The following is a 15624-nucleotide window of genomic DNA, read 5'->3' on the forward strand; positions in this document are numbered from 1 at the left end:
AAAGCCTCGCATTCTCTTAAAAAAGTAAGCAATGAATTAAACGAACTTCTAAAAAAGACCCGTCAATGCTGAAATTTTTAAAAAATATAAGTGGAAACTTTCAAATATAGAAATATAACCGGCACAAATAGGCTAAGCACCCATAGCTATGCAATCACAATAGATATAAATGTCAAAAGTAGTAATTATTGGAGATGGCATAAAAACTATAAAATTTAATATCTAAAAAGATTGTAGATATATTTGAAAAAAATGGCTTTATTTGGGGTGGGAGATGGAAGCATTTTGATACAATGCATTTTGAGTATAGGCCAGAGCTTTTTAGACAACAATAACTCTTAAATTTTCTATTTTTATAAGTCCATTAAGTTCGTATTCATATACAATATCACCGAATTTATCCAAAGCATATTGCAAACTTACACCATTTTTGCAAAACCCCAAAAACTCATCTGTGGTTGATTCTTGCATATAGTTTGTGGTGCCAAAACTAGCCGCAAATTCATTAAAATCGCCTATTAGTTTTGCTTTTGAATTAGCCAAAAGATAGTTTGTGCCGTCGCTCTCGTTATATCTTTGAGCCAAAACATAGACAGGAACTCCAAGCTCGTATGCCATCTTTGCACTTTGCATAGAACCACTTTTTATATCAGCTTGAGCTATCACAACAGCATCACACAAAGAGACTACTATTCTATTTCTTTGTATAAATTTATATGCCACTGGCAAAGACTCAGGCTCATACTCACTCAAAGCCAAACCGTGCTTATAAATTTCTCTTATAGTTTTTTCGTTTGTTTTTGGATAGATTGAATCAAGGCCATTTGCAAAGACTCCAATTGTATTTGGCATAGCACCGATATGAGCCAAAATATCAACCCCCAAAGCCCCACCACTAACAACACAAATGCCATGATTTTTAAGCACACTAGCTAGTTGCAAAACACAATTTTTAGTATAAACACTGGCTTTTCTTGACCCAACTATGGCTATTTTTGGAAGTTTGAGTAAAGATTTGTTTCCTATATAAAATAGCTTTTTAGGTGGATTTTTAAGTCTGTTTAATGACTCCGGCAACTCTTGTTTATCTATAAAATCCATAAAGGTCTTTCACATAAACAAGCTCTACATTATCTAAAATATAAGAACGATTTTGTTTTAAAGCTTCTATTGTATTTTTTCTAGGATGCCCTATTGCTATCGCATAACCTTTTTGTTTTGCGATATTTATAGCATTTTTTATCTCTTTGTTTATGCTAGCCTTATTGTCTTTATCATCCAAAAAAACATCTCTTGATATATATGGTTTTTTGTATTTTTTTGCTACTTTTTTTACTTTGGTAGTAGCTATGGTTTTGCTATCAATAAATATAAAATCATATTTTATAAAAGCCTTAAATGCTTTATCCATTGCATTAAAATCGCTTGTAAATTTACTTCCGGTATGGTTATTCATAAACTTTGCAGTGGGAAAATCAACCCTTACATCTTTTATCTTTTTATCTATAATTTTTTCACTATCTTGAACGTTTAGTGTATTTATCTCAGGGCTTGAAAAATGCTGCGCTTGCATAGGCAAATGTATCATATAAAACTCAAATTCTTTTGCTAACTTTGGAGTGCCTAAATGGTGTTTTGTCTTTGGAAAAAACGAAGGTGTCATTTTAAGCCCAACAGAACGGATCATATCAACATGATGTCTATTTGCGACATCATCTATAACGATAGCCAGTTTTGGCTTTTTTATCTTTGTGTTTTTTATAGCTTTGTTTTCTGTTTTTTTGAAAGCTATGCTTTTATCTACTGTCTTGTTGTTTTCTATTTTTATTTTTTTGTCTATTATTTTCTCATTTTGTTCTATAATCTTTTTTGTATCATTAGTTTGTATTTTTTTCTCTTGTAGTATCTCGGTTCTGTTTTTATCAGGAAAAACACTATGATTTACATTTGTACTTTCTTGTTTTGTTTCAAGCTTTTGCTTTTTATCTTCTTTTATTTGTCTTAAAAAGTATGTTTCATCTTTTGTGTTTGTATCCAAAAAAAGCTTGCTTAAATTCTCATCTTTATCAAATTTAACTATTTTTTTTGTTTTAGGTTTTGCTTCTTTATTTGATTTTTTGGCACTATTTTCTTTTTGTGTTTTTTTATCTATATTTTTTTTATGATTAATTTCTGTTTTTTGAATATGTTCTTGCTTTTTTTTGATATCAAAATCGTAATTTTTAAAAAACAGATAAGAAGATGCCGATATGATTGCTAAAACAACAAATAACCATAAAAAAAAGCGTCCTTTTTTGGCTTTTTTGGCCCTTGGACGCCTTTTTGGTTTATTGTCCGTTTTTTTTAACTTAGCCAATTTAGTTTTTGTCTTTATCTATAAGTTTTCCAGCACTTATCCAAGGCATCATAGCTCTAAGTTTTTTGCCAGTTTGATTTAGTAAAGATCTCTCACCAATAGCACGCTCAGCATTCATTCTTGTATATCCAGCTGCTTTTTCAAGGATAAAATCTTTAGCAAATTTACCAGTTTGGATATCTTTTAAAATACCTTTCATAGCCTTTTTACTTTCATCAGTTATAACGCGTTGTCCGCTAACATAATCACCATATTCAGCTGTATTTGAGATAGAATATCTCATATCATCCATACCGCCTTGATACATCAAATCAACTATCAATTTTAACTCATGTAAGCACTCAAAATAAGCCATCTCAGGCTCATATCCTGCTTCTACTAAAGTTTCAAATCCAGCATTTACCAAAGCGCATAATCCCCCACATAAAACAGCTTGTTCGCCAAATAAATCAGTTTCTGTTTCATCTTTAAATGTAGTTTCTATGATACCAGTTCTTCCGCCACCTATAGCGCTAGCATAACTTAAAGCTATCTCTTTTGCCTTACCGCTAGCATTTTGCTCAACAGCAATTAAATCAGGTATACCACCACCTTTAATAAATTCGCTTCTTACAGTATGTCCTGGTGCCTTAGGAGCTATCATAATAACATCTATATTTTTAGGTGCATTTATCTGTCCAAAATGAACATTAAAACCATGTCCAAAAGCTATAGCAGCACCATCTTTTAGATTTGGTTCTATTTCTTCTTTGTATATTTGAGCTTGAAGTTCATCAGGTGTTAATATCATAATTACATCGGCATCTTTTGTAGCTTCAGCAACTGTCTTTACTTTAAAATTTTTAGCTTCCGCTTTAGCCCAGCTTTTTCCACCTTTTGCAAGACCAATAACAACATTTACCCCACTATCTCTAAGGTTTTCAGCATGTGCATGTCCTTGTGAACCAAAGCCGATAACGGCAACTTTTCTACTTTTTATAATACTTAAATCACAGTCTTTATCGTAATAAACACTTATAGCCATAAATAGCTCCTTAATAGTAAATATTTTTGTGTAAAATTATACATTCCAACAACTCAAATAACGCTGAAATAAAATATTATTGCTATTTTTAAGTTTCTTAAAAAGCCAATTTTGATAAAATTGCAATAATAAAAAACATTAAGCTAATCAAATGTTTAAAAAAATAAAAAAGAGTAAAAACAAAAATGAATGATTCTATCTTTTTAAAAATAAAAAGCCTGCCGCCACTAGATGATAGTGTGGTGCAAATACAGCAGATATGCTCTAATGAAAATAGTTCTATGAACGATTTAACAAAGGTTATAGAAAAAGACCCTATGCTTACTGCAAATATACTGCATTCGGCAAACTCGCCGCTTTATGGTTTTAGCAAAGAGATAACAACAATTTCTCGTGCTATATCTTTGTTTGGAATGGCTACAATTCGTGGTTTTGCACTTTCTAGCTCAATCAAAAAAAGTTTTTCTATAAATTTAGATCCATATCTGATAACAACTCATGATTTTTTAAATATATCTGTCATGCAAAATGCACTAATGTATAATTGGTACTCAAAAATAAAACCAAAAGATTTAGAAATACTATCTCCGGCATCATTTATGATGGAGATAGGAAAGATAGTTTTATCAAAAGAAATTATAGAAAATTCTCTTGATTCTGATTTTAAAGAGAAGCTAAAAGAAGCTAAAAATCCTACGGATTTAATAATTTTAGAAAATAGCTTTTTAAAAATAACAAACGAAGAGGTGGCGGCTAAAATTTTTGAGCAATGGAATCTAGAAAATGAATTGGTTGGAGCAATACTTCACTCAAACGATCCAGATAATGCTCCAAAATATCTAAGGGATTATGCAAGAGCATTAAAAGTAGTTAAAACGGCTATAAATATTTTCAACCAAATAGATGACATAAGCATACAAAATACACTTCCTTTACTTGATGAATATGAGCTTAATCACGATACGTTTTTAATGGCTGTAGCAAAAGTAAAAGATAATCTTTGAAACAATTTCTTACATCTCTCACAAACGGAATTTGTCAAAAAGAGGTTTCAAATCAAGACTTAGAAACATTAAGAGTTTTAACGAATTTAAAAGCCGTTTGTGAACATAACAATAAATTTTATATAAATAACGGTTTTGTCTGTGGAAGACTTGATATAAGTTCAGGCGGAACCGGATTTATAACCCCATTTGACAATAACTTCAAAGAAGATATTTTAGTAGAAAACAAAAATCTAAATGGCTCAAATCTTGGAGATATAGTTCTTGCAAAGATAATAAAAGGCAAAAGAAAAAGACAAAGTGCTAAAATAATAATAAGTCTAAAACTAGCAAATGAAACAAGTCTTGTATATACTAAATTTTTCAAATCAGCTGTTCTTGGTGTAAATATCAAAACCGGATTAAATATAACCTTAAAAGCATCACAAAAAAGCCTTAGAGCATTGCCTCCTGGAACCATACTAAAAATAAACAATCATAACGGCGAGATAACTGAAGTTATAGGCAATATAAATGATCCTATGAGTGATGAAAAAATATCACTATCGATATACAATAAAAGCGATAATTTTACACAAGAATGTGAAGATGAAGCAAATGCGTGGGGTGATGAAGTAGATCCAAATATGTATACAGATAGGATAAATTTAGAAAATTTTGATTTTTGCACCATAGACCCAGTTGATGCAAAAGATTTTGATGATGCCATATATTTTGATGAAAGAAATATGCAAATTTATGTCGCGATAGCTGATGTAAGCGAGTATGTAAATACCTACAACAATATAGACACGGAAGCTAAAAAACGTGGATTTTCTATATATTTTCCGCACAAATCAGTCCCAATGTTACCAAGAAATTTAAGCGAAAATATCTGCTCTCTTAAGCCTGATGTATATAGACTTGCTTTTTGTTTTAAAATTTCTTTAGATAAAAATTGTGAAGTAATCAAAGAAGAGCTATTTAATGCCATTATAAAATCAAAAAAGAGATTTAATTATGATGAGATTGATGAGATATTGCAAGATAAAAAAGATAGCCCTATAAGCTGGATAAAACCTTTACACAAAATCACTTCAAAACTAAGAAAAAAAAGGCTTGAAAATGCTTTTGATTTTAGAACAACAGAATTAAGAATAGAACTAAATGAAAATGGAGATATAAACTCAACCCATTTTGAAACAGATAGTGTTTCACATCAGTTAGTAGAAGACTGTATGCTTTTGGCAAATAAGGCAGCTGCCAAAAAAATCAAAAATGGAATTTTTAGAAATCACGGTGAGCCTGATTTAAGAAAGATATACAATCTCTTAGATGAATTAGCTCTTTTAGGACTTGAGTTTGCTTACGAAAATGACTTAGTAAAATTAATCAAAAAAATTCAAGCCAAAAGCCACTCTTTACCAAACTATGAAGAGATAGACAAACTAATAATAAGAGCACAAAAAAAGGCTGAATATTCAAATCAAAATTTAGGGCATTTTGGTCTTGGTTTTGATAGATATACACATTTTACAAGCCCTATTAGAAGATATTCTGACCTTATCTTGCATAGACTTTTAAAAGCAAGCATAAAAAACGATGAAAAGTTATATAGATACTTGCTTTTAAATATAGAAGATACTTGTCAAAATTTAAGCGAATTAGAAAGAGAAGCTGACAAGGTAGCTTATGATTTTATGGATAGAAAGTTCGCAAGATGGGCGAATGAAAATATCGGAAATACATTTAAATGCTATGTTTGCGAAAACAAAAATATACTAATAGCAAGACTTGACGATGAGCTAAAAGGTGCTAGAATTTTTATACCTAGCTACACAGCACCTTTGCTTAGTTATGTAAGTGTAAAAATAACAGAAGTTGATATACCTAGTGCTAAAATTTTTGGTAAGGTAATCAAGGCATAAATAGTGTATAAAAAAGAACTAGATACTCTTTTAGAGACAAAAAAAATAAACAATTTTTTCTTATTGTTTGGAGCAGAAGAGTATCAAATACAAGATTACACCGAAGAAATACTATCAATTTTTATAAATGAAGATACAAATTTACTTACACTTTATTTTGATGAGTATGAGTTTAAGACAGCTATAAATCATCTAAGTGAGCCATCTTTATTTGCAAGTCAAAATATATTACATATAAAAACTGATAAAAAAATTCCAACAAAAGATTTAAAAGCATTAATATCACTATGCAAAGACAATCAAGATAATAAATTTATACTAGAATTATATGAAAGTGATACAAAAATTACAAGTGAAATATCAAAAGTATTTGGAACAAATTTTGTAAGATTTTTCAAGCCAAATACACCTGATGAAGCTATAAATATACTAGCAAAAACATCAAGAAAAATTGGCTTAAATATAACTAAAAATGCACTTTATGATATATACTTTATACACAATGAAAATTTATACTTAGCGGCTAGTGAATTAAACAAACTTTCTAGCTTAAACCTACACATAGACCAAGAAATAGTAAAAAAATTAGTTTTTAGTCTTTCCAGCATAGGTTTTGATGAATTTTTTAATAAACTATTTAATCTACAAGATATAAAAAATGATTTTTTTCAAATCGAACAAAGCCCTAGCTTTAATGAAATAGCTCTAATAAACTCGTTTTATAAACTATTTTTTAGACTTTTTAAACTTCATTCATATATAAAAATAAACGGAAAATTTGACATAAAAGAGGCTATTGGATACAAGCCGCCTATAAATATAGAAAATACACTAAAGCAACAGAGCCTAATGCTAAATTTAAAAAACTATGAAGAAATCTTCAAAGCATTAAATTTGGCAGAATTAGAACTAAAAACAAACTCGTCAATAGACAAAAGTGCATTTTTGATATCTATGATTTTAAATCTACAAAATATTATATCAAAAGCAAAATTTAAGTAGTTTTGAGATAAAATCTTAAGTTTCTTGTGCTAAAAAGCAAGGAATCCTTGCCTATTTTTATAATAAAATAAAAATCAAAAAGTAGGCTTAATACCCATAAGGAGAAATTTATGAGACATTACGAGCTTTTATTTATTCTAAAGCCAACATTGACTGAAGAAGAAGCTAAAGCAAGAGTTGACTTCGTAAAAGAAGTTATTACAAAAAATGGTGGTGAGATAGCAACTGTTGTTGAAATGGGCACTCGCAAACTAGCATACAAAATACAAAAATATGAGCGTGGAACATATTTTGTTATATACTACAAAGCACCTCCAGCATTATTAACTGAGCTTACAAGAAACATCAGAATAACTGAAGATATTATAAGATTTTTAAGTGTAAAATATGAAAACAAGAGCGAAATAGCTGCTTGGGATAGACTATGCAAGGGAATCAAACAAACAATAAAAACACAAACACGTGAGCCAAGAGCATATCGTGAGCCAAGAGCAGAAAAACCAACAGAAGAAGCTGCTGCAGAAAAATAGGAAATAAAGATGTTCAATAAAGTAGTTTTAGTAGGAAACTTAACCAGAGACATAGAGTTAAGATATACAACAACTGGTGTTGCTATCGGAAATTCAGGTATAGCCGTAACAAGAAAATTTACAACAAATGGCGAAAAACGCGAAGAGACTTGCTTTATTGATATATCATTTTTTGGAAAACAAGCAGAAATTGCCAACCAATACCTAAGCAAAGGATCTAAACTTTTAGTTGAAGGTCGTTTAAAGCTTGATCAATGGACTGATAATAATGGACAAAATAGAAGTAAACACAGTGTAAGTGTTGAAAATATGGAAATGCTTGGTGGTGGCAACCAAATGCAAAATCAAGGTGGTGGTTTTAATCAAAATCAAGGCTGGAACAATCAGCAAAGTTATGATAACCAAAGCTATAATAACAATAATAACTATGCCAAGCAAAATAACTTTAACAACCAAGAACAAACACCAGCTTACAATAAGCAAAATAATGATTTTGTAAAAACTCAACAAAATAATAAATTTGATGATACTCAAGACATAAACGATGAGTATGATTCAGATGATAGTATACCGTTTTAAAAAGGAAAGACAATGGCAGAGAAAAGAAAATATTCACGCAAATATTGCAAATACACAGAAGCTAAGATAGATTTTATAGACTATAAAGATACATCTCTTTTAAAGTACTGCTTATCAGAGAGATTTAAAATTATGCCTAGAAGATTAACAGGTACATCTAAAAAATACCAAGAGATGGTTGAAAAAGCGATAAAAAGAGCTAGACACGCAGCTATTATACCTTACATAATAGACCGTGATAGTGTAGTTTCAAATCCTTTTGAGGGACTATAATTAATAATAAAGTGTATAGCTTTTGCTATACACAAACAACAAAGGAGTTAGTATGTTTAAAGTTTTATTTTCTGTTCCAGTTTTTTTACTAGCTATATTAGCTGGTGTTGGTCTTTGGTTTTTAATAGACTATTTGGAACAATTTAGACTATATTCAACTCTTGCTGACATTGGAACTATCTTTGCAATGGCAGCTGTTTTTGGACTAACATTTTATGTTGCTATAGCTATTTTTGTAATACCGATAAGAAGTATCTTGCATAAATAATCCAAAAAATTTATAGTATTTTAGAAATTATATATTCTTAAATACTATCTTTATTATTCTATTTATATTTTTTACTTCAAAACTACTAACTTAGATTAATATGTTGATTTAATTTATATTTTTTTACTTCTATCAATAAGAATTTTTTTCAAAAAAGAAACCAAAATAATAAAAAACAACCAAGCAATATACGATAAATAACAAATGGTAGCATACTTATTTTTGATATTATAGAGATAAATAATTTAACACAAATATATGCACTAATTCCGCTAACAAACATACCTATAAGCAAATCGGAGACAATAACATCGCTACTATTTATTTTTAATAATTTCAAACCACCGGCTAAAATTATTATCGGTATAGATAACAAAAAAGAGAAATTTGCACTAGCAACCTTGGAAAATCCAAGCAACAATGCCATACTAATAGTAACACCCGACCTAGAAACACCCGGTATTAAAGCAAATGCTTGAGCAAGGCCTATAACAAGGGCTATCTTGATACTTATATCACCCTCTTGTTTGTTGCCATTTTTTTTATCTGCAAAAAATAAAATAATACCAAAAATAATTGTAGTAAAAGCTATAATAAGCCCATTTCTAGCATAATCTTCTACAATATCTTTTATAAGAAGTCCAATTATACCAGCTGGAATAGTCCCAAATCCAACAGCCCAAACAAGCCTACTTTGTCCGACATTTTTTTTTAATTTTATAGAACAAAAAAAATCTTTCAATGCAGAAAAAACCATATTTCTAAAATAAAAGACTATGGCAAATAAGGTCCCTATATGAACAGCTACATCAAAAACAAGCCCTTGGTCTTTCCAACCAAGAAGCTCGGGAACCAAAATCAAATGAGCAGAGCTAGAGATAGGCAAAAACTCACTAAAGCCCTGAACAAGGGCTAAAACGATAGTTTGAACAAAATCCACTAAAGTTTCTCTTTTATAAAGTTATAAAGTGCATTTGGTTCAAATCCAAAATGCTTAAATAACTCATCGGCCTTTCCGCTCTCGCCAAATGTTTTCATACCATATACATCATCAGCAAATTTATACCACTCTAATGCACTGGAAGCTTCTACTGCGATTTTATATGTATCTTTTTGTATGATTTTATCTATGTATTGTTTATCTTGATTACAAAGCAAATCATAACAAGGAGCAGAAACAACATTCGCTCCTATGCCATCATTATCTAGTAGCTCAGCAGTTTTTAACACCAAAGATACTTCACTTCCACTAGCTATCAAAGTTACCTTTGCATTTTCGCTTTGTTTCAAAAGATAAGCACCATTTGAAACATCACCAAAAACAGAACTCGCCAATGGCTCTAAACCTTGTCTAGAACAAACAAAAGCACAAGGAGCATTTAATCCAAGAGCGACCTGCCAAGATTTTGCATTTTCATTACCATCTGCCGGACGGAATGTATAAAAATTAGGCATAGCTCTAAATTGGCTTAATTGCTCAATAGGCTGATGAGTTGGTCCATCTTCGCCAACACCTATACTATCATGCGTAAATATGAAATAATGTTTTAATTTCATAAGGGCTGCCATTCTTGCGCCAGATTTCATGTAATCGCTAAATATAAAAAATGTAGCTGAAAATGGCATAAATAATCCATACCTTGCAAAGGCATTATTTATAGCAGCCATTGAGTGTTCTCTTATACCAAAATGTATATTTCTACCATTTGGAAAATCACCCATATTTTTAAGCTCTGTTTTGTTTGATGGAGCAAGATCTGCACTACCGCCGATAAACCCAGGCAAAGCATTGGCTATGGCATTTATTATAAGGCCATTTGTATCCCTAGTAGCCATTTTTTTGTCACCAAAATCAGGATAGCTTATCTTTGAAAAATCAGGATTTAAAAGAGAGTTTAATAATTTTTTACCATCATTGTCTAATTTATCAACTTGTTCTTGCCACAAAGTTTGTGCCAAATCACCCTTTTCAAGAGCAACTCTAAATCTTAGCAATACATCTTCATCTATATGAAATTTCTTATCTGGGTCAAACCCAGCATTTTGTTTTGCGATTTTAATAATTTCTTCTCCAAGCGGAGCACCGTGAGAGTGATGACTACCTTCAAGCTCTCCAGCACCTTTTGCAATACAAGTATTTGCTATTATCAAATAAGGTTTTGTCTTATTTTTAGCCTCTTTTAGAGCAAACTCAATCTCATCATAATCATGTCCATTTATTTTTGCTACTTCAAAACCTTGTGCCTCAAAACGCAACTTAACATCTTCGTTCCAAGCTAAATTTGTATCGCCTTCTATAGTTATATTATTTGAATCATATATTATTACAAGATTATCAAGGTTTAAATTTCCAGCCATAGCACAAGCCTCATAGCTTATACCCTCTTGTAAATCACCATCACCACAAAGACAATACACTTTATGATCTATAATTTTATTTTTAGGAGCATTAAGGATATTTGCAGCATATTTTGCAGCCATAGCAAAACCAACAGCATTAGCCACACCTTGTCCCAAAGGGCCTGTTGCTATCTCAACACCATTTGTTTCGATCTCTGGATGGCCTGGGGTTTTTGAGCCAAGTTGTCTAAAATTTTGCAATTCTTCAAAACTTAAATCATAACCACTTAAATACAAAAAGCTATATACTAAAGAACTAGCATGTCCTCCACTAAATACTAATCTATCACGGTTTAACCACTTTGGATCTTTTGGATTGTGTTTTAAATTTTGCATAAGCACTACCATAATATCAGCAAGCCCCATAGGTGCACCAGGATGGCCGCTATTTGCCTTTTGCACCATATCGGCACACAAAAATCTTATAGTATCAGCTTGTTTTTTAAGCATTATCAACCTTTCAAATATTTATTTATTAATTTTTCAATAACCGGTCTTAATTCAGATGGAACAATTTCAAGTTCTTTTATAATTGCTCTTATTAGTTCTTCTTTGCTATTTTTTGCGCCGTCTAACCCCATTAAATTTATAAAAGAATTTTTCACATCATCATTATGAACTGGCTTTCCGGCCTCAGCCTCATTACTTGTGGCATCTATAATGTCATCTTGTATCTGAAAAGCAAGACCCAAATCAAGACCTATTTTATACAAACTAGAGCAAGTGTTTTTATCGCAACTAGCTATAACGGCACCCATTTGCAAGCTTGCAGCTATTAGCTTTGCGGTCTTATGTATATGCAAAAACTCAACCTGTTTTAAATCTAGCTTTTTACCCTCAAAATAACAATCCAAAGCTTGACCTAAAACCATTCCATTTACACCACCATTAAAGCTTAGAATTTCAATACATTTAAGCAAAATATCTGACGGCAAATCAGACCTTGAAATTTCAAAAAAAGCATGTGTATTAAGCGCATCTCCGACTAAGATAGCCGTCACCTCATCATATTTTACATGCAAAGTCTCAACACCTCTTCTAAGCGGGGCATTGTCCATGGCCGGCAAATCATCATGTATCAAAGAATAAGTATGCAAAAGCTCCACACCAAGAGCAACACGCATAGCTTTATCGGTTAGTTCTGGCTTGATAGCATCAACAACACCCAAAAGCAAAGAAGCCCTAAAATGCTTACCACCAGCCTTTAAAACATGATTCAAAGCCTCAGAATAATAAGGATGAAAAGACTCAGAAGTTGGTAAATTTTCATTTAAAAATTCTACAAATTTATCACTCATCTAACAACCCTTGCAAAAAAATCAAAATCATCTCTTCTAAAAAGCAATAAAAAGCTAGTTTGTTTTCCTATTTTTTCAAGCAATTGTTTTCTATTTTTAACATCATCACTGTTTAATTGAAGTATTTTATCATTTAGCTTTATCCCGAACTCTTCTGCTTTAGAACCATCAACAACCTTTTTAACAACCAAATTATTATCAACAAAAATACCCCATTGCATTAATATCTCATCTAATAAATTTGACTCAGTATTTTGATTGTTTTTTTCAATCTCGGCGGCTTGGTCTTTTGTGCTTTCTTGTATTGAATTATCTTTTAAACTAACATCGCCAGAAACGGGTGTATAAATTTTTGTCTCTTCGCCATCTCTTCTTATTTTAAACTCAAGCAAAGAGCCTTTTGGCGCAAAAAGCACAGTTTCGTTTAAAAGTCTCAAAGATTTTGGCTTATCTGAGTTTACACTAAGAATTTCATCACCCTTCATCAAAGCCTTACCGCGACCAAGTGGGTCTACACTTTTTACAAAAAACTTATCGCCTTTTTGCTCAAAAATAACACCAATATCACCATAATAAACATCGTCATACATAGCAAAATGTTTTAAATACCTATTTGGTATAAATTTATTACCACCTACACTTATACCAGCCATTTTACAACAACCTGTATTTAATTCAGAAACAGCATTTACATCAAAGTTAAGAGTATCAAAGTCTCCAAGACCTGAGCCAAACTCTTTAACATGTCCCATAACAGTTGAGTTATTGTCACTTAAATTTCCTATCCAAGTTGTTTTATTAAACTTTACATCATCATTTTCATCAGCCATCACAGCAGGATCTAGCTTTTTATCGCTTTTTACAAGATAAAGCCCTAAATAAGAATCAAACTTAATATAATCATTCAAAGGGGTTTGAGAATTTTTTGCAACCGCAATAAGATTTTCTGTTATAGCAACACCATAATTACCGTTAACTGATATTATTGAGTTTTTATTTTTCTCATAACAAGCATTAAAATCATCCTGTGTAGGACGAGGAGCAGAAAATGCAAAGACAACACAACAAAAAAGTAAAAATATTTTTTTCAATTTTATTCCTTAGAATTTAAATCCACCCAAAGAACCAAGCATATTTGATGCCATGGCTTTTTTATCATCTTCAACCATTTTTACAACATCATTTATTGCACTTATAAGAAGTATTTGCATACTCTCTTTATCTTCTAATAAACTATCATCTATACTGATATCAAGTATCTCGCCAAGACCATTTGCCTTAACATTTATAAGACCACCACCACTTTTTACGCTAAACTGCTTTTCTTCACGCTCTTTTTCAAGCTCTTGTGCCTTAGCCTGAGCTTGTGATAGCATATCTCCTATCTTAGAAAAATCAAAATTATCAAACATAAAAACAACCTTAATAATATTTATAAAATTATAACAAATTTTATCTGAAACTTTTTATACAAATACAAAGTCTATCTTTAAAAACTCTCAAAAAAATAAGCCTTTTGTAAAATAGAATAGACCTTTAAAACACTATCTTTATCAAATTTTTTCTCTAAAAAATCAATACTATTTTTTCCATCAAATTCCAAAGCTATATTTGCCAAATTTCTATCTAGTTCAACTTTTTGATTTAAAGCATCAGCAAATAAAATCACAGGCTCATCTGCATTTGCAAAATACCTCACATAACCTCTTATATCCTCTTTTAATCTTGTTTTTCCAACAACATAATCAAGCTTTTTAAACTCTCTTGTAACAATCACAGTATTTACATCACTGATAAGCTCTAAAAATGCATAAAAAACATTTTGAGTATCCTTATCTTTAAAATCACTCATATTTAAACTGCTAGGATAAGCCTCATAAAATCTTTCAAAAATATCATTAAAGCTTGTATTTAAAGCTCTATCTTTAATATAGAAAATATCATCTTTTTTGATTAATTTTACTATTAAATTTAATTTAGAAATTTCATCAATACCTATTTGCACATCAAAATCATCATTAGAACCCAAAATTTCACTATTCATAACCAAACTTTTTCTAAAAGAACGGTTTTGAAAAAAATCTTTCATCTGCTCTTTTTGCACTCTTTTTGGATAATTTTTCTTAATATGCTCATCAAACCTAAAAACACCAAAAGATGAGTTAAAAATATCATCAAGAGTAGAATCAAGCAAATAACAAAGTCCGGCTTCTTGTATCTCTTTTATAAATTTATTAAAGTATATGGGCTTATTACAAATTTCTAAAAAATCGTGCAAGATATAATAATCATTCTTTTTGTCTTTTGTGATATTTTTTAAAAAATCAAGTTGAGTTAAAAGTAATTTTGTAGAATCCTTTAATGTTTGGTTTTGTATATTTTGAAGATTCATTCTTAAAAAATTTTTAAAAAACTCAAGCTCATCTTTTGACTTTTGTAACCTGCCTTGATAGCTACTCTCATCACTGCTTACAAAAAGCATATATTCTCTTAAAATTTCAAAGCTATTCCAACCAGGATATACATTATAAGATATATAAGAGATCCCATCAACTGCGAGAACATTTTTTATAAGTTTTAAAACGGATTTTTTTACATCGTCATCTACCCAACTATAAAGACCGTGAGCTATAATATAATCAAATTTTCCAAGCTTTTCGTAGTCATCTTGTGTAAGATCTAATATATTTTTTTGTATCAATTCAAAATTCTTAACCCCAGCTTCCTTTGATATTTTATTGCCTATACTAACCTGAGTTTTCGACATATCAATACCGACAACATCGGCATTTTTGTTATGAATAGCAAATGGCAAAATATTTCCACCATAAGAACAGCCAAGCTCTAAAACTCGGGCATTTTCCAAGCTTTTGTTTTTTATGTTTAAAAATGTTGCTACAGCTTGCAGCCTAAAAGGCGAAGAATCCACAAAAGCTGCTGAAAAATAAGGCACATCATCATAAGTATCTTTTGTTTGTAACAT

18 protein-coding genes are annotated in these 15624 nt (G+C 30.7%); 9 read left to right on the forward strand and 9 right to left on the reverse strand.

Features of this window, described 5'->3' with window-relative positions; all coding sequences use genetic code 11:
* Positions 1-90: 90 nt before the first annotated feature.
* Both CPIN17260_RS09500 and CPIN17260_RS09505 read left to right on the forward strand, forming a co-directional pair.
* Positions 91-219 carry a M15 family metallopeptidase gene (locus CPIN17260_RS09500; RefSeq protein WP_250637809.1) on the forward strand — a complete coding sequence of 43 codons (129 nt, stop codon included), beginning with the start codon at positions 91-93 and terminating at the stop codon, positions 217-219.
* 41 nt (positions 220-260) lie between these two features.
* Positions 261-335, forward strand: coding sequence for a M15 family metallopeptidase domain-containing protein (locus tag CPIN17260_RS09505; protein ID WP_233144810.1), 75 nt, complete (start codon positions 261-263; stop codon positions 333-335).
* Here the strand turns inward: CPIN17260_RS09505 and dprA are convergent.
* From dprA to ilvC, 3 genes are read right to left on the reverse strand one after another with little or no spacing between them, the layout of a single operon-like run.
* A complete protein-coding gene (gene dprA / locus CPIN17260_RS07825; protein ID WP_078440838.1) occupies positions 322-1101 on the reverse strand; it encodes a DNA-processing protein DprA in 780 nt (259 codons plus the stop codon). The two genes, CPIN17260_RS09505 and dprA, sit on opposite strands and share 14 nt — an antisense overlap.
* Complete coding sequence (locus tag CPIN17260_RS07830; RefSeq protein ID WP_078440839.1) at positions 1085-2356, reverse strand: divergent polysaccharide deacetylase family protein; 1272 nt, start codon at positions 2354-2356, stop codon at positions 1085-1087. The genes dprA and CPIN17260_RS07830 overlap by 17 nt, the downstream gene beginning before the upstream one ends.
* 1 nt (position 2357) lies before the next feature.
* Positions 2358-3380: a ketol-acid reductoisomerase gene (gene ilvC, locus CPIN17260_RS07835; protein WP_069638256.1), complete on the reverse strand. Its 1023-nt coding sequence runs from the start codon at positions 3378-3380 to the stop codon at positions 2358-2360.
* A gap of 185 nt (positions 3381-3565) precedes the next feature.
* On the opposite strand from ilvC, the gene CPIN17260_RS07840 reads away from it, so the two are divergent.
* From CPIN17260_RS07840 to CPIN17260_RS07870, 7 genes are all read left to right on the forward strand, one after another.
* Entirely contained in the window at positions 3566-4384 is an 819-nt protein-coding gene (locus CPIN17260_RS07840; RefSeq protein ID WP_069637001.1) for an HDOD domain-containing protein, read from the forward strand.
* Entirely contained in the window at positions 4381-6291 is a 1911-nt protein-coding gene (locus CPIN17260_RS07845) for an RNB domain-containing ribonuclease (RefSeq protein ID WP_069637000.1), read from the forward strand. Before CPIN17260_RS07840 ends, CPIN17260_RS07845 begins: the two co-directional genes overlap by 4 nt.
* Positions 6292-6294: 3 nt before the next feature.
* Positions 6295-7293, forward strand: coding sequence for a DNA polymerase III subunit delta (gene holA, locus CPIN17260_RS07850; protein WP_069636999.1), 999 nt, complete (start codon positions 6295-6297; stop codon positions 7291-7293).
* A 110-nt stretch (positions 7294-7403) separates the two neighbouring features.
* Complete coding sequence (gene rpsF / locus CPIN17260_RS07855; RefSeq protein ID WP_069632964.1) at positions 7404-7823, forward strand: 30S ribosomal protein S6; 420 nt, start codon at positions 7404-7406, stop codon at positions 7821-7823.
* 9 nt (positions 7824-7832) lie between these two features.
* On the forward strand, positions 7833-8402 hold the full coding sequence (locus CPIN17260_RS07860; RefSeq protein WP_069636998.1) for a single-stranded DNA-binding protein: 570 nt from the start codon (positions 7833-7835) through the stop codon (positions 8400-8402).
* Positions 8403-8414: 12 nt separating this feature from the next.
* The gene (gene rpsR / locus CPIN17260_RS07865; protein WP_069632966.1) at positions 8415-8675 is read left to right on the forward strand and encodes a 30S ribosomal protein S18; all 261 of its coding nucleotides are present in this window, start codon (positions 8415-8417) and stop codon (positions 8673-8675) included.
* A 52-nt stretch (positions 8676-8727) separates the two neighbouring features.
* Positions 8728-8943, forward strand: a complete 216-nt coding sequence (locus tag CPIN17260_RS07870) for an ATP-binding protein (RefSeq protein WP_069636997.1) — start codon at positions 8728-8730, stop codon at positions 8941-8943.
* Between the two features lie 148 nt (positions 8944-9091).
* Here the strand turns inward: CPIN17260_RS07870 and CPIN17260_RS07875 are convergent, their stop codons facing one another.
* The 6 genes from CPIN17260_RS07875 to CPIN17260_RS07900 all read right to left on the reverse strand — a co-directional run bounded on the left by CPIN17260_RS07875 (position 9092) and on the right by CPIN17260_RS07900 (position 15624).
* Entirely contained in the window at positions 9092-9883 is a 792-nt protein-coding gene (locus CPIN17260_RS07875) for an undecaprenyl-diphosphate phosphatase (protein WP_069636996.1), read from the reverse strand.
* Positions 9883-11793 (reverse strand): transketolase, encoded by a 1911-nt coding sequence (gene tkt, locus CPIN17260_RS07880; protein WP_078440840.1) that lies wholly within the window; start codon positions 11791-11793, stop codon positions 9883-9885. The genes CPIN17260_RS07875 and tkt overlap by 1 nt, the downstream gene beginning before the upstream one ends.
* Before the next feature lie 2 nt (positions 11794-11795).
* On the reverse strand, positions 11796-12641 hold the full coding sequence (locus tag CPIN17260_RS07885; protein ID WP_069636787.1) for a polyprenyl synthetase family protein: 846 nt from the start codon (positions 12639-12641) through the stop codon (positions 11796-11798).
* Positions 12638-13732 (reverse strand): DUF7488 domain-containing protein, encoded by a 1095-nt coding sequence (locus CPIN17260_RS07890; protein WP_069636788.1) that lies wholly within the window; start codon positions 13730-13732, stop codon positions 12638-12640. Before CPIN17260_RS07890 ends, CPIN17260_RS07885 begins: the two co-directional genes overlap by 4 nt.
* A 9-nt stretch (positions 13733-13741) precedes the next feature.
* On the reverse strand, positions 13742-14053 hold the full coding sequence (locus CPIN17260_RS07895) for a YbaB/EbfC family nucleoid-associated protein (protein WP_069636789.1): 312 nt from the start codon (positions 14051-14053) through the stop codon (positions 13742-13744).
* Positions 14054-14130: 77 nt separating this feature from the next.
* A complete protein-coding gene (locus CPIN17260_RS07900; protein WP_069636790.1) occupies positions 14131-15624 on the reverse strand; it encodes a class I SAM-dependent methyltransferase in 1494 nt (497 codons plus the stop codon).

This window comes from Campylobacter pinnipediorum subsp. pinnipediorum (assembly GCF_002021925.1).
In the GTDB taxonomy this organism is placed as follows: domain Bacteria; phylum Campylobacterota; class Campylobacteria; order Campylobacterales; family Campylobacteraceae; genus Campylobacter_A; species Campylobacter_A pinnipediorum.